This is a genomic window from Enterobacter cloacae (assembly GCF_013375935.1).
In the GTDB taxonomy this organism is placed as follows: Bacteria; Pseudomonadota; Gammaproteobacteria; order Enterobacterales; family Enterobacteriaceae; genus Enterobacter; species Enterobacter pasteurii.
In genome coordinates, this window is sequence record NZ_CP056117.1 from 3,669,905 (window position 1) to 3,690,352 (window position 20,448).

The 20,448-nt window shown below is 48.3% G+C and carries 18 protein-coding genes and 1 pseudogene; 8 read left to right on the top strand and 11 right to left on the bottom strand.

The annotated features are described in order from the left end of the window. Positions 1 to 40: 40 nt before the first annotated feature. Genes HWQ14_RS17135 through HWQ14_RS17145 form a run of 3 tightly spaced genes read right to left on the bottom strand, consistent with a single transcriptional unit; the run spans position 41 to position 4,539 of the window. On the bottom strand, positions 41 to 1,411 hold the full coding sequence (locus HWQ14_RS17135) for an efflux transporter outer membrane subunit (protein ID WP_176610431.1): 1,371 nt from the start codon (positions 1,409 to 1,411) through the stop codon (positions 41 to 43). A gap of 3 nt (positions 1,412 to 1,414) precedes the next feature. Continuing rightward, positions 1,415 to 3,355, bottom strand: coding sequence for a MacB family efflux pump subunit (locus tag HWQ14_RS17140; RefSeq protein WP_148419419.1), 1,941 nt, complete (start codon positions 3,353 to 3,355; stop codon positions 1,415 to 1,417). Further along, positions 3,352 to 4,539: an efflux RND transporter periplasmic adaptor subunit gene (locus HWQ14_RS17145; protein WP_176610432.1), complete on the bottom strand. Its 1,188-nt coding sequence runs from the start codon at positions 4,537 to 4,539 to the stop codon at positions 3,352 to 3,354. Before HWQ14_RS17145 ends, HWQ14_RS17140 begins: the two co-directional genes overlap by 4 nt. Before the next feature lie 391 nt (positions 4,540 to 4,930). Here HWQ14_RS17145 and HWQ14_RS17150 point away from each other — a divergent pair, with 391 nt between their 5' ends. Then, a complete protein-coding gene (locus tag HWQ14_RS17150; RefSeq protein WP_176610433.1) occupies positions 4,931 to 5,737 on the top strand; it encodes a DUF1460 domain-containing protein in 807 nt (268 codons plus the stop codon). A 536-nt stretch (positions 5,738 to 6,273) separates the two neighbouring features. Here the strand turns inward: HWQ14_RS17150 and HWQ14_RS17155 are convergent. Beyond that, positions 6,274 to 7,158: a LysR family transcriptional regulator gene (locus HWQ14_RS17155; RefSeq protein ID WP_148419416.1), complete on the bottom strand. Its 885-nt coding sequence runs from the start codon at positions 7,156 to 7,158 to the stop codon at positions 6,274 to 6,276. A gap of 198 nt (positions 7,159 to 7,356) precedes the next feature. Between HWQ14_RS17155 and HWQ14_RS17160 the strand changes: the two genes are divergently transcribed. Further along, on the top strand, positions 7,357 to 8,337 hold the full coding sequence (locus HWQ14_RS17160) for an NAD(P)H-dependent flavin oxidoreductase (protein ID WP_148419415.1): 981 nt from the start codon (positions 7,357 to 7,359) through the stop codon (positions 8,335 to 8,337). Between the two features lie 108 nt (positions 8,338 to 8,445). Here HWQ14_RS17160 and HWQ14_RS17165 read toward each other — a convergent pair whose 3' ends face one another. Further along, positions 8,446 to 9,714 carry a Y-family DNA polymerase gene (locus tag HWQ14_RS17165; protein ID WP_176610434.1) on the bottom strand — a complete coding sequence of 423 codons (1,269 nt, stop codon included), beginning with the start codon at positions 9,712 to 9,714 and terminating at the stop codon, positions 8,446 to 8,448. 1 nt (position 9,715) lies between these two features. Continuing rightward, positions 9,716 to 10,135, bottom strand: coding sequence for a translesion error-prone DNA polymerase V autoproteolytic subunit (locus tag HWQ14_RS17170; protein WP_148419413.1), 420 nt, complete (start codon positions 10,133 to 10,135; stop codon positions 9,716 to 9,718). A 324-nt stretch (positions 10,136 to 10,459) separates the two neighbouring features. Here HWQ14_RS17170 and HWQ14_RS17175 point away from each other — a divergent pair, with 324 nt between their 5' ends. Beyond that, positions 10,460 to 10,699: a DinI family protein gene (locus tag HWQ14_RS17175; RefSeq protein WP_148419412.1), complete on the top strand. Its 240-nt coding sequence runs from the start codon at positions 10,460 to 10,462 to the stop codon at positions 10,697 to 10,699. Between the two features lie 963 nt (positions 10,700 to 11,662). On the opposite strand, the gene HWQ14_RS17180 is transcribed toward HWQ14_RS17175, so the two are convergent. The 5 genes and pseudogenes from HWQ14_RS17180 to HWQ14_RS17200 form a co-directional block, all read right to left on the bottom strand. Continuing rightward, a complete protein-coding gene (locus HWQ14_RS17180) occupies positions 11,663 to 11,863 on the bottom strand; it encodes a hypothetical protein (RefSeq protein WP_071957454.1) in 201 nt (66 codons plus the stop codon). Positions 11,864 to 11,868: 5 nt separating this feature from the next. Further along, a pseudogene (locus HWQ14_RS17185) lies at positions 11,869 to 12,472 on the bottom strand (DUF1367 family protein). Between the two features lie 388 nt (positions 12,473 to 12,860). Next, on the bottom strand, positions 12,861 to 13,085 hold the full coding sequence (locus tag HWQ14_RS17190) for a DinI-like family protein (RefSeq protein WP_176610435.1): 225 nt from the start codon (positions 13,083 to 13,085) through the stop codon (positions 12,861 to 12,863). A gap of 254 nt (positions 13,086 to 13,339) precedes the next feature. Further along, complete coding sequence (locus HWQ14_RS17195; RefSeq protein ID WP_176610436.1) at positions 13,340 to 13,831, bottom strand: hypothetical protein; 492 nt, start codon at positions 13,829 to 13,831, stop codon at positions 13,340 to 13,342. Further along, a complete protein-coding gene (locus HWQ14_RS17200) occupies positions 13,815 to 14,624 on the bottom strand; it encodes a winged helix-turn-helix domain-containing protein (RefSeq protein WP_176610437.1) in 810 nt (269 codons plus the stop codon). The genes HWQ14_RS17195 and HWQ14_RS17200 overlap by 17 nt, the downstream gene beginning before the upstream one ends. A 342-nt stretch (positions 14,625 to 14,966) precedes the next feature. On the opposite strand from HWQ14_RS17200, the gene HWQ14_RS17205 reads away from it, so the two are divergent. From HWQ14_RS17205 to HWQ14_RS17225, 5 genes are all read left to right on the top strand, one after another. Beyond that, positions 14,967 to 15,776 (top strand): EAL domain-containing protein, encoded by an 810-nt coding sequence (locus HWQ14_RS17205; RefSeq protein ID WP_176610438.1) that lies wholly within the window; start codon positions 14,967 to 14,969, stop codon positions 15,774 to 15,776. A 61-nt stretch (positions 15,777 to 15,837) separates the two neighbouring features. Continuing rightward, on the top strand, positions 15,838 to 16,365 hold the full coding sequence (locus HWQ14_RS17210; RefSeq protein WP_176610439.1) for a hypothetical protein: 528 nt from the start codon (positions 15,838 to 15,840) through the stop codon (positions 16,363 to 16,365). A gap of 135 nt (positions 16,366 to 16,500) precedes the next feature. Then, on the top strand, positions 16,501 to 17,034 hold the full coding sequence (locus tag HWQ14_RS17215; RefSeq protein ID WP_148421111.1) for a fimbrial protein: 534 nt from the start codon (positions 16,501 to 16,503) through the stop codon (positions 17,032 to 17,034). A 68-nt stretch (positions 17,035 to 17,102) separates the two neighbouring features. Then, a complete protein-coding gene (locus HWQ14_RS17220; RefSeq protein WP_176610440.1) occupies positions 17,103 to 17,798 on the top strand; it encodes a fimbria/pilus periplasmic chaperone in 696 nt (231 codons plus the stop codon). Between the two features lie 49 nt (positions 17,799 to 17,847). Further along, entirely contained in the window at positions 17,848 to 20,448 is a 2,601-nt protein-coding gene (locus HWQ14_RS17225; RefSeq protein ID WP_148421107.1) for a fimbrial biogenesis usher protein, read from the top strand.

A 20,448-nucleotide genomic window follows, 5' to 3' on the forward strand; every position in this document is an offset into this window, starting at 1 on the left:
CAAGTCCATTTGCTGCCGGACGTAAATGAGTCTGCATAATTCAGATGAAGGATACCGAACCGCCGAACTCCATATAAATTTTTGCCAGATTATTTAACTGGTTAAAGCGATTTTCGCTCAGTAACAGTTCGGCCTGACGGCGTTTCTCCTGGGCATCAAGCCAGAAAGAAATTCGCACCGCGCCCTGCCGGTAGCGAACTTCGTTTAGCCTCTCTGATTTTTTCGCCAGTTCCAGACCTTCACGGAGAAGCGTCCCCTGTTCCAGGAGTTGATGACGCAAAGCAAGCGCATCTTCTATGCTGCTCATCGCCTTGTAAAGTTCCTGCTTAAACTCCAGAACCCGTTGTTCGTAGTCGTTGCGGGCAATCTTCACGTCCATGCCCCTTTCTCTCCATTCCAGGAACGGCAGGGTCAGGTTTGCTCCAACAGAGCCTACAGGATTTTGCAGGAAGGCCATGAGGGTGTTGCTGCTGGTGCCAAGCGAGCCGGTCAGACTAAACGCTGGATAAAATTCAGTACGCTGGACGTCAACGGTGGCCAATGCTTCCCGTACCCGCCACTCTTTAGCGCTGATATCTGGCCGATGCCGCAGCACGTTGACCGGAATCTTTTCACTGACCTGCGGCAGCGGCCCCATGGGTAACGCTTTCGGTTCGACTATCGAGCTGCCCGGCGCGGTACCAAGCAAAACGGCTTGCTGATTGAGCACCTGTAAACGTTCATTCTTCAATGCCGCCAGCCTGTTTTCCTGCGAAAGTACGCCCTGCTGAGCATCCACAACATCCAGAGAGGAAGCGCCGCCCGCGGCATAACGCGCCTTGGCCAGGCGCAGCGTCTCTTTTGCATAGTCGATACTTTGTTGCAGGACAGACAGCTGCTGGTTAATAAAGCCTAAACGCCAGTAATTATTACTGGCATTTGAAAGCAGCGTCAGGCGGGCAGCGCGGAGATCCTCTTCCGAGGCAAAACGTGCCCACGCCTTCGCGTCGCGCTGCCGCGCTATTTTGCCCCACAGATCCAGCTCATAGCTGGTATTAATATTGGCAGAGCTGCTCCTGCTCCAGCTGGCTGAGCCGTTCAGCTGTTTTTCACCGTTAAGGCCGAGCGAACCTTTGAGTCCCGGATCGTTTGCGATGCCAATCCGCTCTTCGTCCAGTCGGGCGCGATAAACACGCAGTACCGCTCCAGCGACATCGTTATTGCGCGCCATAACCTGCCGCAGCCAGCCGTTGAGGTCTGGATCGTTAAAGGCCTGCCAGTCGAACGGCACCTTCTCTTCCACAGCATCAGCCTGATACCAGCTGGCAGGATATTTCACCTCAGGAGGCTGATAATCGCTTTTCAGCGAGTTTGCGCAGCCAGCGCTAAGCAGGAAAGCAAGGCATACCGTTAAAGGAAATACTATTTTCATGGGTTACTCGCTGGCCAGTGAAACGACCGGATCCATCCTTGCTGCCTTGCGGGCAGGGAGATAACCAAAGATCATGCCGATTAACGTTGAGCAGAAGAAGGCGGCAGCAGCGGCCTGCCACGAATAAATGGCGGTGAAAATGCCGCCTGCCAGCGCGGTGAACAGCGCTCCGGCGGCATACGACAGGGCAATACCTAACGCTCCGCCTATTAGACATACCAGCACAGCCTCAATCATAAACTGCTGCATGATATCGCCCTGACGCGCACCGACCGCCATTCGCACACCAATCTCATGGGTCCGTTCAGTGACCGACACCAGCATGATATTCATCACCCCAATACTGCCAATCATCAGCGAGATGCAGGCCACCATCAGAATCAAGATGCTAAAGGTCATTGAGGTCCGTTCGATTGATTGTCGAATCTGCTCGTAATTATAAAGCTGGAAGTCTTTCACGCCGTGGCGTTGGGTCAGAAGCTGAGAAATAGCGCTAACCGCTGCCTCGTTGGCAACATCATCCTTAAGCCTTACGCTGATGCTGGTCAACACAGGTTTTCCTGTCATTCGGTACATCACCGTGCTGTAAGGCATCCAGACGTTTATGCGATTAGGCGCATAGCTTCGGCTGTTCCCTTTGGCGATGCCGACAACCCGTGCAGGCACTGAACCCAGAAAAACGATTTGCCCAAGTGCCTTTAGTCCTGCATCGTCAAATAACGCCTTGCGGGCGTTTTCATCAATGATGACCTCCTGCAAGGCATTTCGATCGTCCCGGAAAGTTGATCCCTGCATCAGTTCAATACCGTTTACGCGAAAATGATCGCGCCCAACGCCATTGATCGTGGCGGTAGCGGATTTACCGAGAAAGCGAATGTTGTCTGAAGCGTTAACTTCGGGGCTGACGCTGTCAACAAACCCCTGCTTTGCTAATGCTTCGGCGTCTGCCGGGACCAGCGTACGAATGCCTTCGGTGCTGTCGTCAAAGAAATCCCTTCCCGGGTAGATGCTCACCACGTTGGTTCCAAGCTCCTTGATATTCTCAAGGGTTCGCTGTTTCGCGCCTTCACCCAGCGCCACCACCGTAACAACCGCGGCGATACCAAAAATAATGCCCGTCATGGTTAACGTCGTACGCAGGCGATGCGCATTCATCGCTTTTAACGCCATGTGCAGAGATTCACGGGTACGGTCAAAAATACTTTGCCACCAGCTCTGCTGAACGCTGTCTGGTGGTGTAAGGGCAACCCCGGAAGTAACTCGACTACCGGTATCAGAAATAATTTCACCGTCACGCAGCTCAATAATACGGTTAGCATGCTGCGCTACCTTCATATCATGCGTCACCATAACCACGGTATGACCACGCTGATTCAGTTCACTGAGTATTGACAGCACTTCCTGACCGGACTGCGTATCCAGCGCGCCGGTTGGTTCATCCGCCAGAATGATTTCACCGCCGTTGATCAGCGAGCGGGCAATACTGACACGCTGCTGCTGGCCGCCTGAAAGCTCTCCCGGCTTATGATGTTCACGCCCTTCCAGCCCGAGTCTTCCAAGCAGGGTAGCCGCGCGCAGACGGCGCTTTTCGCGCTCACTATTGGCATAAATCGCCGGAATTTCAACGTTACTTAACGCGCTCAGGTCGGGCATTAAATGATAACGCTGGAAGATAAAGCCGATGTGCTCCCGGCGGATCCTTGCCAGATCGTCAGGTGAAAGCTGGGCGGCATTTTGACCGCTGATATAGTAGTCGCCACAATCAGGGACATCGAGACAGCCCATAATATTCATCAGGGTTGACTTACCGGAACCGGAGGCGCCGATGATCGCTACCATCTCCCCTGCTGCGATAGTCAAATCAATCCCTTTTAGCACGGTGAGATCCTGTCCACCGTTCCTGTAGGTGCGGCTGATGCCCTTGAGTTCTATGATATTACTCAAGATACAAACCCTTCCCCGGGCGCTTTTTCACCCGGCTGCGATAACACAACATGTTCCCCAACGTTTAAGCCTTCCAGGACCTGAATATCCACACTGTTAGTAATGCCGGTTTTGACATCGCGGGTTTCCAGCCGGTTATCACTGGTTAACACCTGCACCTGCTGCTTGTTGCCATTAACTTTGTGAACAGCCTGAATCGGCACCAGCAACGTATTTTTAGCTTCTCCAGACAGCAAGGACACCTGTGCTGTCATGGCAATTCGCAGACGGTTTTCTGGATTGGGAACATCCAGCAGCGCGTTGTAGTACACCGAAGCATTTGACGTGCCTGACCCCGAGGCTGAGCTACTGCTGGCCAGGGTATCATCTTTCATAACCGACTCAGGTGCCAGTTCAACGGTACGTAACGTGGCGTCATAATGCTTATCCGGCTCCGAAAAAATGGTGAATCTGGCTTTCTGTCCCGGTGAAATTCGCGTGATATCCGCCTCAGAGATCTGGGCTTTAATTGTCATAACGTCCAGACGAGCGAGTTTGATAATGGTCGGCGCACTTTGGCTGGAGTTAACCGTTTGGCCCTGTTGGGTGACAACGGCAATAACAATGCCGTCCATTGGAGCAACAACTTTTGTATAACCCAGATCGACCTTTTTCTTATCGACATCAATTTGCGACTGGACGAGTTTGGCGTTCAATGCCGATAGCTCAGCGCGAGTAGTCGCCAGCGTGGTTTCAGCCGTTTCGAAATCTTCCCTCGAGCTGGCATCCTCGTTTAGCATCTGGCGCTGGCGCTTAAAACGCAAAGAGGCTTGCTTCAACTGCGCCTGCTTAGCCTGAAGCTCTGCTTTGACCACGTTGAGAGCGGCCTCGGCGTTGCGTAAATCATTACGCTGCGGTACGTCATCAATTTCAGCGATTAGCTGCCCTTTCGTGACGCGATCGCCTAACTTCACTTTCAGCGACTTAACCTGGCCAGAAACCTGTGCCCCAACGTTGACCCGCTCAATCGCATCAATCCGACCGGTAGCAAGTACGGCGTTTTCAATATCGCCGAGGCGTACTGGAGCGGTAACATAATCAGGAACCTGTGGGCTTTTCAGGAAGAAGAACAAGGCGATGCTAAAAACAATTAGCAGAGCCGCAGCACAGGCCAATACGCGACGGGGTGGGGATTTTATTAACATGGCGCAGGTTTTCCATAACGATAAAACATTGAATCAGGCATCATCGTAACATCGCCAGTATTTACCGGAGGTAAACGCTACGCTATTTGTCGAAATAGCGTAATCGGGCTCCTCCACCCCGCAATCAATTACGTAGCCGCCAGTAAACCGCCGCCAGATTGGAGTTCTGCGCCGGAATCGACAAAATTTCCGACAACCATTTGCATTCAGACATCACCGAGCGATCGGCCCCCACACGATAATCCTGCTGAGTCAGGTCGTATGATGGCCTTCACATTTTTCACTTTCCAGTTCCTGATTTTTCAATCGGGAATCAACCAGTAGCGGTTTTTTATATCAATTACGTTCGTCTTTCTTAAAGGTAAAAATCTCACCTGCACCTTTAAGGAATATGATTGTGAACGTAAAAGCATGGACAGTTTTACTGATGTCGGTATGTCTGACTTCCTGTGCCACACCCCGTACAGAGAAATATCAGACCATCATGGACAGCGTGACGGCGGAAAAAGTCAGCCGGATAATCCGGTCGGACGTCATCCCTTCTTCAGGTCAAAAACACGGGGAAATTATCAGCCGCGTGTCGGCTGCTTTTCTCGGTACGCCTTACCAGGCTGACACGCTCATCGGAGGGCCCGACACTCCCGAAGCGCTTGTCGCGAATTTCAACGGCGTGGACTGCTTTACGTTGGCAGATTACGTCGAGGCGCTGACGCGCAGCCATGACAAGACAACATTTCTGCATAATCTGGCGGAGGTTCGTTACACCCAGGGGAATGTAGACTATCTCAGCCGCCGGCACTTCTTCTCTGACTGGTTCGCCACGCAACCACGCAATGCCCGGGACGTTACGCCGGAGATAAGCCCTGACTATGCTGTCGTCGACAAGCAGCTTAACCGCAAACCGGATGGGGGTGAGTACATCTCCGGCCTGGGCATACATCCCCGTAAAATTAATTATATTCCTGGAAACGCCATCACTCAGCAGGTACTGGACCGCTTGAAAACCGGAGATTATGTCGGCGTCTATTCTCCGCTTGAGGGGCTGGACGTTTCGCATGTGGGGATAGTAGTCCGCCACGACGGTCGGGTATGGTTCAGAAATGCCTCCTCGCTGGCCGCAAACAGAAAAGTGGTGGATTCGGCGTTTCTGGAATATATGCGCGCGAAACCGGGCATCGTCGTTCTGCGCGCTGAGTGACCAGCCCATCATCGTAAGTGTGGTATTAAACGAGTTTTCGTTTGCTGTATAGACGCTTTAAGGAGTAGCAGTACACAGCAATCCTTTTTGATGATCGCCCTCTCGCGCGTCTGATCATTTTTGGCCTGCTGGAGTAATGATTCCAGTTTACGGATAGAGTTTTATGTTCGGATAATGCCCAGTGATTTTGTCATAGAGTTTCACCGAAACTGAGAACTACAACGACTTTCTGCCTGGCTTTGCCAGAGGGTACCCCTGATTCAAGTTATGCTATTCACTTCGTTGCGCGTAACGCTTGCTTATAACACGCAGTTTTCCCTCCTGGCGTGATGCATACAGTTACCATCCGCCCGTTACCCATACCACCATATGAAAGGCCGATAGCAGGCTCATTGTGCATGTTTTGGAAGTCTGATGTGAGCGAGAAGCGGACATGGATCACTGAGAAGACTCACCTTTAATTTGGAACGTTTCCTCGCTTTTCAAATTATTCAGTTTACCGGCAGTTTATGTGGCGTCTGGCCGCAAAAAATTTTTTACAATAAGCTTTCTAACCATTCAGTAAATATACGTACCCTGCGTGAAAGGTGGCGGTGTGGATAAAGAAGTGACAAGTTGCGGTCAGGAGAGGGATAGTCGGGCAATACCTCAACAAGCTGCCCGCTATCAAGATAGGGCTTTAAAAAGACGTTCATTCCCTGAAGTAACCCCAGACCAGCAAGGCCCGCAGACACGTATGCCTCGGAGTTATCTACGACAAGTTTACCTGGCAGGGTTATTTCCTCGATCCCCTTTGGCGTCGCAAAGGTCCACGGCATAATTTGCCTACTGCTGCTGTTAACCCAGTTGATGGCCTTGTGATTTTTCAAATCCTCCAGCGTTTCCGGCTTGCCATATAGCGCAATATAGCCACGACTGGCACAGGTCGTCATTTTGATATCGCCCATCCTGTGAGCAATGTAATCACCATCTTCCAGTTCTCCCACCCGGAGTATGCAATCCAGACCATCCCGCAACATATCCCGACGGCGGTCTGAACTACTCAGAATGATTTCAATTCCCGGATACGTTTTATAAAAGTCGGGCAACCGGGGGATGACCAGCAGCGCTGCAAGCGCGATAGGCATATCTACACGTAGCTGGCCGTGCAACACTTTGTCGCTGCTGAAGGACTCCAGCAATTCATCTGCCTGTGCCAGCAGGGGTTTACTACGACGATAAAACTCTTCCCCGTCGGGCGTAAGATTGATACGGCGCGTAGTTCGCTGCATCAGACGCGTGCCGCTGTGCCGTTCAAGCAACTGTAGCGCTTTGGTAACGGCGGGACGATGAATGCCCAAATTCTCTGCCGCCTGAGTAAAGCTTCCAGACTCAACTATTTCTATAAAAATTCTAATAGATTCAAATAGATTTATTTGCATAAGGTTATCGTTCTTCTGCCACCCGTCAGGGCATGCGGGTTAGATTGTTACTGATTTTATAACAGTGATGAATAATTTTAGCTATTTTTCTAAATAATATTCCTGCTTACACTTCCCTTCATTCGTTACGCCGTTTCGAAAAAGTAAATATCAGGCCGCCCGATCGGAGCGGCAAGCTAATATGAAGGAAATTTCATCATGAAAGATAACCGTGTCTGCCAAATCCTTGGCATAGAAAAACCTGTCATCCAGGGACCTTTATCATGGCTGACCGATGCTCGTTTAGTTGCGGCCGTAAGCAACGCTGGCGGGCTGGGCGTGCTGGGTCCGAATGCTGGCTTAACCGCGGAAACCGCCGTTTCCACCCCTGAAGAAACGGCAGAAAAAATGCGTGCAGAAATTCGCAAAACCAAAAAGCTCACCGAAAAGCCATTCGGCGTAAACCTGATACCCACGCCTGAAAATGACATCTGGACTCAACCTATTTTGCAGGTGATAAAAGAAGAAGGCATCAGGGCTGTGGTATACACCGGGTATGGTGAAGGGGCGGTGATACCCGAATTATTCGACGAATTAAAAGCGGCGGGTATTGCCGTAATTTACAGGGATATCAACCCAACGCCTGAAAATACCCGGCTTGCTGAAGAAGCCGGAGCCGATATCATCGTTGCTACAGGTTTTGACGAAGGTGGGACTCTTCCGGGTACTGCACTGGGTACCTTTTCAATCGTGCCACTGATTGCCGATTCCGTGGTGAATATTCCCGTAATGGCTGCTGGCGGTATTACCGACAGCCGCACCGCAAAAGCGGCGCATGCGCTCGGCGCCGAAGGGGTCTTTGCCGGTTCGGTCTTTATCGGCACCGAAGAAAGCCGCGTACCAAAATCTGTCAAGGATAAAATCATTGATTCAAACGGGCTGGACCTGTTGCTGTTCCGTACTCTGCCTCACTATTACCGCTCGCTACCGGGCAGGCTGTCAACAACGCTGGTATCAATGGATAAAGCCGGAGCAAGTAATGAGGAGTTAGGAAAAACGATGGGAGGGCTGCGCGGCCTGCGTATAGGTATGCTGGAAGGTAACACCGATGAAGGTTATATCTCACTCGGGACGGGCATCGGCAATATTCGCAGCGTTAAAAGCGTAGCGGAGGTAGTGGACGAGTTAACCGTAGGGTGAATGCGGTAACACCTATAAAATAAAAGAAACAGGCAGTTCGTCGTCTACCCGAACTGCCTGTCTCTTTGTATGTAATGTCCGCTTCTGGCACAAAACAGCCATTAACATTCATCGAATCCTCAGTAAATCTGAATAGCGGGTCGTGTATCGCGGCGAAAGCATTTCACGCTTCATCTGCCATTGCTGCTGTATGCCCTGCCCGGCAAAATAAAGCGTACCCTTTCCATCCTTCGCGTTCAGACGATCCAGCACTTCCATCAGCTTTTCGCTTCCGGCACGCGGCGCGCTGTTGTCAAACAAATTGAGCTGGGCAACGCCCTGGCTGAAGAAGTCCCCGAGCATAATGCCGGTTTTCTGGTAGCGGTGGCCCTCCTTCCAGATTTTATCGAGGCACTTTACCGCAGCGTTGATAATGTCGCGGGAATCCTGAGTGGGCGTGAGAAGCGTCATTGAGGCACTCTTGCCGTAATAGGGCTCGTTCAGCGCGAATGGGGAGGTCTTAACGAACGCCGAGATAAAGCGGCAATACTGGTGCTCGCCGCGTAACTTCTCAGCGCCGCGGGCCGCATAGCTGCATATAGCCTGACGCACCTGCTCATATTCTGTAGCGCGTTCACCGAATGACCGGCTACAGACGATCTCCTGCTTTGTCGGTGCAAACTCTTCCAGATCGAGGCATGGCTCGCCGCGAAGCTCCCGGACCGTTCGCTCCAGCACCACATTGAAGTGCTTGCGGATAATCCACGTGCTCTGCTCTGAGAGATCCAGCGCCGTTTTGATGCCCATCGCGTTGAGCCTCTTGCTGATGCGCCTGCCCACGCCCCACACGTCCTCTACCGGCACGATAGCCAACAGCCGGCGCTGGCGGTCGATATTGGATAAATCCACCACCCCACCCGTCTGGTGCTGCCATTTCTTCGCCGCGTGATTTGCCAGCTTCGCCAGCGTCTTCGTCTGGGCGATGCCAACGCCGACCCTCAGGTGCGTACGCTTCAAAACCGTGTCGCGGATCTCCTTGCCAAAGTCAGTCAGATCCCGGCAGTTTCGAACCCCGGTGAGGTCACAAAAGGCCTCGTCAATGGAATATATTTCGACGCGAGGGCTTATTTCTTCCAGCGTGGTCATTACCCGGTTGGACATGTCAGCGTAAAGTTCGTAGTTGCTGCTGAAGCAAACCACGCCGGCGCGCCGGAACAGCTCCTTCTGCTTAAAGTATGGCGCCCCCATCGTCACGCCAGCGGCTTTGGCCTCTGCGCTGCGCGCTATCACACAACCGTCGTTATTTGAGAGGACAACCACCGGTCGGCCTCTCAAATCTGGCCTGAATACCGTCTCGCATGATGAGTAGAATGAGTTCACATCACAGAGCGCAAACATATCAGCTGGCCGATTTAACAATAAATGTAACCACGCCGAAGACGTCCAGCGTGTCTTCGCTGCCAACGATAATCGGCGAATAAGCGCTGTTCATCGGATTGAGCTGAACGGTAGGCCGCAGCTGCAGGCGCTTAACGGTAAATTCCCCTTCCACCGCGGCGATGACGATATCTCCATGCTCGGCCGTTCGGGAGCTATCCACTACCAGCAAATCGCCGTCGCTTATTCCCCCCTCAATCATCGAATCACCAGCGGCTTTCACGAAATACGTCGAGCTGGGATGAGCAACGAGAAGCTCATTCAGATCGATGCGCTGTTCCACATAGTCGGCAGCCGGGCTTGGGAATCCGCACTGAACTAAATCGCTGAAAAGTGGAAGCGCGATAATCTCACGCAGTTCTGCAGGTCTGATAAATTCCATTACGCATACCTCTACTACTGTTTTTATATACAGTAGTTTTGTTTTGAAGCACGCGCAAGGCAGCTGAACCGCAGCGACTGTTTAAACCTTCACCGTTTCGCTTGTAAGTTTCTCTCTGGCTTCGAATTATGGTTTTTGTAAATTTTACGCTTAAACGCTTCGACTGCTCGTTTTAAAGACTAAATGAATAGATTGTCATCAACGCGACAAGCTGAAGGACGGCATGGCACTTCTTTAGCCGGAATGTCGTTTGACTGTACTAATATACAGTAGTATTTTTACGTTCAGACTGACTCGCATAATTAATATTCATAAGGAAAAAAGATGTTTGTTGAACTGGTTTATGACAAGCGCAACGTACAGGGGCTGGAGGGAGCCAGGGAGATAATTCTGGCTGAACTGACAAAACGCGTGCACCGAATTTTTCCTGATGCCAGCGTTAAGGTTAAACCGATGCAGGCGAACGGCCTGAATAGCGATGCCAGCAAAAGCGACCGGGAAAAGCTGAACCGTATGCTTGAGGAAATGTTTGAAGAGTCAGACATGTGGCTGACGCATGAGTAACAGGCGTTTAGTGACAGGGAAACCCGCCATGGCGTATGCCGGAGTTTCCCTGTCATCGACGTAAAATAAAGGTGGGACAGGTATTTATTAATATCGCTTCATTGTGTTGACTGGTGCCCTTTCTGACCAGTCGGGCCTTTCACCAGCCATAATGGCACGCTGTTGTGATGGCGTCACAGACTGGGTTATTTCAGGCATTGATTTATATTCAGGTTGTTCAGGAGGGCTGAGAACCAGATCGGCACTACAGCCTGACAGAAGAAATAAAACGAATACAGATGAATTAAGCTTAAGCACTTCAACCCCTTCCAGTGGGACAAACTTTGCAGACAGAATGTGGTGTCTCCCGGTGACGTTGCCCCTGTCAGCAAAGACATGCGCATACCCGCAGAGGGCAGTTAACCGGAATGCCCTTGTCACAAAAACATTCACCACAAGAATAAATTATGCCGAATTCACCTCCCCAGTCAATGCATCTTTACAGCGCGCTAACTTAGCGCGAGGGGGTAAAAAAAGACGGCCAGATGGCAGTCTTGTAAATTCAGATCATCCCCAATACACCGAGTCATATCGATAGGGGGCAAAATCAATATGTAAAAACCCTCTGACAAATTCGTAGTCATTTGCAAAGATATTTAGCTGAACGGCTGCCATAGCAATAACGAACACCATATAAGCAATAAATAGCGGGTATTTATGGAGCCTGTTAACTTTTAACTTTCCCAGGTAAAGCAGTAAAAAAATCGCAACAGACACAACAAAAATAGACCCCGGCAGGCCAGACAGGTTGGACAATCTCCATGATTTATCTCCAAAGCCGGACGTTTCTATCCTTATTGTGTTCTTGGGTAAAACAAATTCAGGCAAAAAACCGGGCTTTACGCCCGGTTCTGTCTTCAGCCCGTAATGCCTTTACGCACTCAATCCACGATTCTCCAGAAGTGATTTGATATGTCTTCACGTTCACCCCCACATCCGGTTTCGCCAGCGGCTGTCCGGGCGCGCTGGAGTGTTAGATGTCGGAAGGAATGCACTTACAGTCCAGGTCACGTAATCCGGGTTAAGGCTACGCTCAACACGGACGCCGCGCGCTTTGTAACGCTTAACCAGCTCGTCGGCCTGTTCGGTGCTGCAATCGGTGTGGTGGAACCAAGAATATTTCATACCCGTCACCCCACGAAGCCAAGCAGCTGCGCGGCGACATTTTCGGCCTCATCGCGACTGCGGAATGAACGGGACAGGACCCAGCGCCAAAGAACATCGAGCGCGGCCTTATAGAGTTGCTGAAACTCGAGCTCGTCCATGTTGGCGAATGAAATGCTGCGAGGATGCTTTTTGAGTGTTCCGTCGGGTAACTGAATGGCATCAAAGTGCCCAGCCTCGACTATCACCCGTGAGCGGTAAGCATCGAAGGATTTGCAAAGGCTAATGCCATTCGTGACGCGCCGGTGTGCAACCTGCTCAAGATACTGCCCAGCAGCATCGATCAGCGCCCCCCTCATTTCCGCCATAAGAAGCCAGGAACTTGGCGTAGCCGGTGATGAGCTTCCGCTCGTTGCTAGAGATAGCCCCGCCGGTTGGTTCCCAATATTCAAAACCGAGATTGAGAAGCGCGAAAAAGCGCCGATGAAATGCCGGGTTTCGTACCCGTCTGAACTCGGCAACAAGAACATCGCCGAGCCGGGTTTTGGATTGCAGGATATCGCTGGTCTCGGGCGTAGCCGGGATCAGTATTCCTGAGTGGTGTTTAATAAGTTGTAATTCTAGCGCCATGGTTCTCTCCGTGGCGCATCAGGTATAGGGTGTTCAGGTCTATGAAAGAATAATATCAGACGGTGGTGTAACTCAGCACCCAAGCCGTTTTGCAAATTGCATGAACCCGTTGAGAGTGAAGATTTCTTCCTCTTCGAGTAACGGTCGTAATGAAACTATTCCATTTACTCGATAAACCAGATATTTCTCTTCCGCCAGGAAGCTATAGATAACTGCTTTATCGGCCCTTCTGACCACGTCGTACCATTTATCATCTGCATTAAAGGCATCTGCACTACACACTATTTCCCCCAGAGCGACTTATAGACGCGGTAAACAGTAATCGGGAACAGCCAGGGGAACGCAAACAGCGATACTCTTTGAAACTGCTCCAGTGAAATTCACGCGATTAATAAAACCACTCGTCCGCGCTTTCCCAGGTCTCCTGCACGATATGTTCGACCTCATTCTTGTCGCCCCCGAAAACAGTCAAACCGTCATTACTGGTACGCTTGATTGTTAGCAGGCAATCATCAAACTGCTTGCTGAGTCTTTTGAGCAGTTCTGACTCGAGCGCAGGTATAGCTCCATCAGGAAGTTTCTTCATGCGATCAATGGTTAGCTCGATTTTCATTTATCCCTCCGCAATGAATTACTGTATGTGCATACAGTATATTTATAAACATATCTCACTGATTTTGCAACGCTTTAAGGGCACCTAACCCAAAACACCATGATGATGAAATCGCCTGACAAACTACAGACAGCTTCTTACCGTGGACATAATGGAGGCTTAAGGTTCTTGAGGATTGGAAATCAGGGTGAAATCAGAATGGTTTGTGGCACTGCTGCGGGCGGGGAATCTACCCACAGCAGAAATGAATTGTTTTATCCTTCTCTGTTCACGCACAGAGCAAACGGCGACTGTAAGTTTCCTATCAACCAACCATTATTGGAAGGCTCAACTCTCAGCTGGCGAACCGTTCCATCCGGGACATAAAAGAAACTGCTTTTGAAGCTCTCTTCATCAGCCGTGTCGCGGTGAGTTTTCACGTAACGTGTATCCATTATGGAGATCTCGCCAGGCCTATTCATTTCATAACTGAACAATACTGTTCTTGAGATAATATTAGACCCTTTGTCAGAGTGTATATTTCCAGACAAGACAGCTTGGCCGTCATGGTTTTCATCTAAACGAAAGACCAGGTCCAACGTCGCAACGAAATCAGGATCCTGATGGTTATAGCGTAGAATCGTTGAGCAGTTAACTTTTAGAAAATTTTGATTCTGCCGTTTGTGTACATAGAACCAAACAGATAACACCAGCACAACGAGTAGAAGTATAGCAATCAACCCTGTTTTTTTATTGAGTGCGTTCATAACCATTCCAATAGTTATTCAGACATGAAATGTATTTATCGTTTCTTGACGTACATCGACTGATGAAAGCTCGTCCTTTGTTGCCATAGAGATATGACTCAGAAACCTGATACAAGAATGAGGTTCCATCCAGACAGTCAATTCCATTGGCCTTTGCCAACTCGATGAACAAATCTTTTTTTTGTTCAGAAAGCGATGCGGAATTTCTTTGTACAGTGTATACAGGGCACGATCCATAGTTAAAGAGAAAATAAGTCTTCAGTTCTCTTACCTGAGCCAAATCTTTTGATGGAACCCTAAGCCCTAACGCAATCAAGGTCGCGCTTATTAAAAAGACTATCAATGCCAGAGCGATCGGTAATTTTCTATATTTAACTCGCATGGTCGAGCATTCTTTTACTACTTGCGCATCATTTTTTTCATCTTCTAACCGAGACTCATCCTCAATAGTGGATTGAGTCAGAACCCTTACCTCGACATCACTATTAAACATAAAACCAACGCGAGGCACCGTAGTAATACACTCCTCGACAATCCCAAACTGTACGAAATGTTTTCTAAGTTCGGAGATGTATTTGTTTAGCGTGTGACTAGAAGAACGGAGACCATGAGCATCCCATACGCTATCCAGAAGTTCATTTCGCGTCAGAACCTGACCATGCTTTTTCAGAAGACATGCAAGAAGTCTGTTCATTGTCAGGGTAAGAATGACAGTAGAGCCTTCATCTCCGGATGGCCATATTGCACCATCTTCCGAGCGATAGAAAACCCTATTATCAATCACGAAAACCATCTCTGACTCCTTATCCATGATGGTAATTGAATGGTTTCTCTCGTTTCTCCAACTTACGGAAACCCATCAGCTTCTTTGTTTCATCCTAGCACAGCTAGGCGCGACAAAAGCTTTCCCAGTCTCATTGCTTGTAAACTCACACACTATCAGCATATTGATTTGTATTTTAACAAATCCACAATACATCTATCTACATGGCGTTTTTGGTTGATAGGATTATTCGCAGAAGTGAATGAGCAGGTTCTTAATCTTCAGGAGCAGTCTTCCGTTCTACCGCCATTCACAGTCCGGGGAAAGAAGTGATATCCCGGGTAGCGAATCCAGTAGATAAGGAGCGACAAAATGATAAGCACCAAAGTGCTCATGAAGGCCATGAAGGCAGAACGTTTCTTCATCAAAGCACGCACATTGATTAGAGAAACGATCTTATCAGCGGAACTTAGTGGCGCTGAATTTGTGCCTTATGTTCAGCCGGTGTACAAGGATGATGTGATTGTTGGTGGAGAGGTGTTACTGAGAGTTCTAAAAGATGGTGTTCTTCACACCCCAGAAAAATACCTTTCTGCCATGGAATCCTGTGAGGTCATTAATGATGTCACATGTTCTCTGCTTTCGGGGGTTAAAAGCTTTTTTGAAGGATATGTCGGAGCTTTACCAAACGACTTCTATCTTTCTTTCAATATTTGTGCAAAGCAACTGAACGCGCCAAAAGTAATTGAAGCGGTCACAGAGTTTAATGAAACATTTGAAGGCCGTATAGCTGTAGTGTTGGAAATTGTTGAACGCGGAACCATGAACTTCGATGATTTTGCTCTTGAATCTATGCAACAATTGACCGCGTCAGGTGTGCGTTTTGCTATTGATGACTTTGGAAGTGGAAGCTCATGTCTCAAGTACATTGAGCATGCTGGGTTTTCCACAATAAAAATCGACAGATGTCTTACAGTCATCAGCAATGGCTCTCTGGTTTACTCAAACGTACTCGATGCAATCTTATTGCTATCTAAGAGTCTCGGTATACAACTTATTGCTGAAGGAGTAGAGACCAAAGAACAATACCAACTGCTTAAAGAGAAAGGTGTTCTCACTTTTCAGGGATATTTATTCTCTCGCCCAGTATGTATTGAACACTTTGCCATTAAGTATCTTTAACAAAAAATTGAGAATATGCATTATTCGCATTAGATTCTCATCAATAGGTTTAAGTCTTTAAATGCGACACAGAATTTTTACAAAGAACAACTATATCAAAATTGCATTCATTCATTTGCTCAGGGAAATCATTCCTAAAACACATGCTTGCATTGTTGACATTGACTCCTATACATCTCTTTCAGAAATACTGGATGAAATAGATGGTATCGAACTCAAAGCCAACCAGTATATATATATATTAAAAGGAATTAATGTTCATTCAAAAGTGTTAGGTCCATTAGCTACATTCGGACGTGATGACAACTTGATTGACATTATACACTTGCTGAAAACTGGAGAGCCTATTGACTGGTCAGATTTAAAGCAACACTTAATTATGATGTCGGAACTATCAGTACTATCCAGACAAGATAAAGAAGTCGCTTGGTCAGTAGCTCAACACTCAGATGTATCGAGCGTTGCGAAACTAGCCAATGTCAATAACAAAACAATTTACACTCGCATAGCAATCATAGCTAGAAAATTAAACTTGAGGCATTTGAATGAAGTAAGAACGTTTGTTGCCAGCGAGATTAATTATTCATAGTGATTTTTGTGATCACGCATTCACTATGCAAATAATAGTCATTGCGAGCAGTATGTATCATTCACTACCCGCAGTGCATTCCACCCTATTAATTCTGAAAGCAGAATTAATATTTTTGAAACTAAGGATATCTCAATGAAAAATATTTTCTCTATAGCATCTATTGCTTCCATTGTTATGGTTTCTGCGTCCGCGTATGCAGCATCAGAAGGGCAACGTAGCACAGTAGAATTTACCGGTTCAATAAAAGAAAACACCTGCGTACTCAATAGTTCATCCGTCGGACAAGTGGTACCTCTAGGAGAGGTTGAGTCCAGCGTGTTGTCAACGCAGGGCTCTGTATCGCAACACAAAACATTCAGAATCATACTAGATCAATGCAATCTAGCTAGCGCCTCCATCACCTTCCAGGGAATTGCTGAGGCTGCTGACGTACTTCGGGTCACTGGTACCGGCACAGTGGCTGATGGAGTAGGTATTCAGATTTTAGATATGGATAACAATGCCACTCCGTTAAAAATTGACGGTTCATCTCCAACAGCACTTAAAACCGTCGGAACAGGTGGTTCTGATGAATTCTTTTTTGCTGCTCGATACATCGCGTTTAAAAATAACATAACAGCTGGCGAAGCAAACGGCACTGTTAATTTTAGAGTGAATTACGAGTAATCAAATCGCCCCCGGGCACATGAAGCTCGGGGTAATTAACTATTAGTTCTATCCAAAAGGAGTATCTAATGTTTTATAATTTATTCGGCAAAGCACTGCCGGGCTTATTCTTAAGCGTTACGATTCTTTTTTCGCAACTCGCTTTAGCAGAAGGAATAGTTCTGGGCGGAACACGACTTGTTTATCCCTTAGAAGCCAAACAATCAACGTTGTCTGTTCGTAATTCGTCAAAAGAAACCAGCTATCTTGTTCAGTCCTGGGCGGAGAATGCACAGGGTAACAAATCCACTGACTTTATTATTACTCCTCCGCTATATGTAAGTAACCCTGGCGACCAAAATATGTTACGTGTAATTTTCAGTGGTCCTTCCCTACCACAAGACAGAGAAACGTTGTACTACTTCAACGCGAAGGCAATTCCGTCAGTTGACAAATCAAAGATGGAAGGGAAAAACACACTTATGCTCGCAGCTGTTACGCGCATCAAAATGTTTGTACGCCCCTCTGGTCTCGATGTTCCTGTCGAAAAGGCACCATCGATGCTGACCTTTAAACGGAGCGGGAACCAAGTGCAAATCAGCAATCCTTCCCCCTATCACATAACTATGGTTCAGGTCGCACTCGATGGTCGCAAGGTTGCTGACATAATGGTGGCGCCATTTAGTACTGAATCCCTGTCAGTATCAGGAAATCCTCGAATGCTGACCTACAGCACAATAAACGACTACGGTGCGGTTTCTGCTCAGCAAAAGCAAAGTCTGTAAAACACATAACGCATTTGTTCCTCTAATAGTTCTGCCTCTGGTTAAGATTATGAAGAAGTCTACTTTATCGATAGCCCTGACAGGTTTATTTATTCAAGCCGGTTTCGCCGCTAATGCCTCAGGGCTCTATTTCCCGCCAGAATTTTTGGGGGTGGATGCTGATGCTGCTGCCGATCTGAGTATTTTCCAGGCTTCTGGCTCGCAGCGGCCTGGAGAATATCTGGTTGAGGTGTTTTTGAATGACAGAAGCCTGGGTCAACAAACGCTAACGTTTAAAAAACGAGAAGAAGAAACTGAACAGCAGCGCAGTAGAGATAATACAGGGCTCTCAGCATGCCTAACACGGGAAATGCTGGCTTCATTCGGCGTGAAAGTCGCTCTTTTTCCGAAGCTCAATTCTCTTGAAGAGGCAGAATGTGTAACGCCGGAGAAAGTCATACCGGATGCATTTACTCGCTTTGATTTCACTAAAATGCAGCTTTTTATCAGCATCCCGCAGGCTTCACTACATAATCAGGCACGCGGATATATTGACCCTTCTCTCTGGGATGAAGGTATTAATGCCGTTTTACTAAATTATAACTTCAGCGGTGGCAACACCTTTGCCGGCAAATCGGACAGTGATAATTACTTCCTTAACCTGAATAGCGGCATCAATCTTGGAGCCTGGCGGTTGCGTGATTTTCGAACCTGGAGTTACTACAGCAACAAATACCAAACCCAGCATTCATGGCAACGCTTAAAGACTTATATCGAACGTTCTGTCATCCCCCTGCGCAGCAATCTGGTGATTGGTGAGAGTTCGACATCAAATCAGATTTTTGACTCACTGGGTTTCAAAGGCATCAGCCTGTCGACAAATGACAACATGTATCCGGACACCATGAGGGGATTCGCCCCGGTGATCCGCGGCGTAGCTGAAAGCAACGCGCAGGTACTGGTTCGCCAGAATGGTTATAGCATTTACCAGACTAACGTATCTCCTGGCGCATTCGAGATAACAGATCTCTACCCCATGTATAGCAGTGGCGATCTGGAAGTGAGCGTAAAAGAAGCCAGCGGTAATACACACGTGTTTACTATGCCCTATTCCTCTGTTCCGTTACTACAGCGTGAAGGCAGGATGACATACAGCATGACTGCAGGACGCTTTACGGGTAATAGCGACCGTTACGACGATCCTGCTTTTGGTGAGGCAACTCTCTTATGGGGACTTCCACACAATGTAACCCTATATGGTGGCGCACAATATTCAGATAAATACCTGGCGGAGCAACTGGGGCTGGGCATCAACATGGGTGCAATCGGAGCATTATCTGCAGACGTAACGCATGCGGACAGTACTCTGGCGGATGGTTCGAGCCACAAAGGGCAATCGGTCAGATTCCTCTATGCGCATTCATTTAATCCTACTGGTACGAATCTCCGTTTAACAGGATATCGATATTCGACGAAGGGATTCCATACCCTTGACGAAACAGCGCTGAAAACCATGAGTGGGCGCTTATACGATCACGAAGAGTATGATGAATATGGTAACCGTGTTCAGGACACATATTCCGACTATTACAATCTGTACAACACCAAACGCGCCAGGTTGGAAGCGAATATCTCGCAGAGTCTTGGTACTGCGGGCTCTATCTACATAACTGGTGTTAAGCAGACCTATTGGAATTCCGGTAGCTCTAACACATCGCTACAAAGTGGCTATAGCAGTACCCTGGGGCCTGTTAACTACTCGCTTTCTTATAGCTTTAATAAGCAGAAGAATGAAGGAAATCCGTCCTGGACGGATAAGATTTTCAACTTTTCGCTGTCGGTCCCGTTAGACCAGCTATTTTCATGGAAAAAAGAATCACGATCTGTCCACGCTACGTTTTATGGCAGCAGGGATAATCATGGCAACCTGAGTCAGCAAGCTGGATTGAGCGGTACGGCTCTGGAAGGCAATACCCTTAACTGGAATGTTTCACAAGGATATAGTCACAGCGGAAATGGTGGCAGCCGCGGCGGTACCGGAAACGCTGGATTAAATCATCGCGGCGGTTATGGCAACTCGTCACTAGGATACAGTTACAGCGATGATTACCAGCGTGTGAACTACGGCTTAAGTGGTGCCCTTATAGCGCACCGAAATGGTCTGACTCAGGGACAGCAAGTGATGGAAAGTGCAGTGCTAGTTGCTGCACCGGGAGCCAGCGGTGCAGACGTTAAAGGTGCAACTGGTGTCACAACTGATTGGCGCGGATATGCCATCAAGCCTTATGCCACTGCCTATCGTGAAAATAACATTTCTTTGGATACCAGTACGCTCGATGACAAAACTGAAATTGACAGCGGTGTAGCTCGAGTTGTGCCGACTAAAGGCGCAATCGTTCGAGCAAGTTTTGATGTTCAGCGTGGTCACCGCGCCATCATGAACATTACTCGCAACGGTAAACCACTTCCATTTGGTGCCATGGTAAGCAGCGATAAGATCAGTGGAATTGTAGGAGACGGTGGACAAGTTTATTTGTCTGGTCTTCAGAATAAAGGTTCCTTAACAGCAAAATGGGGTGAACAACAACATCAGCGATGTACGATTCAGTACCGTATAAATGATAAAGAGCAAGAGGCTGCTATCGCGCGAATAAGTTCAGTCTGCCGTTGA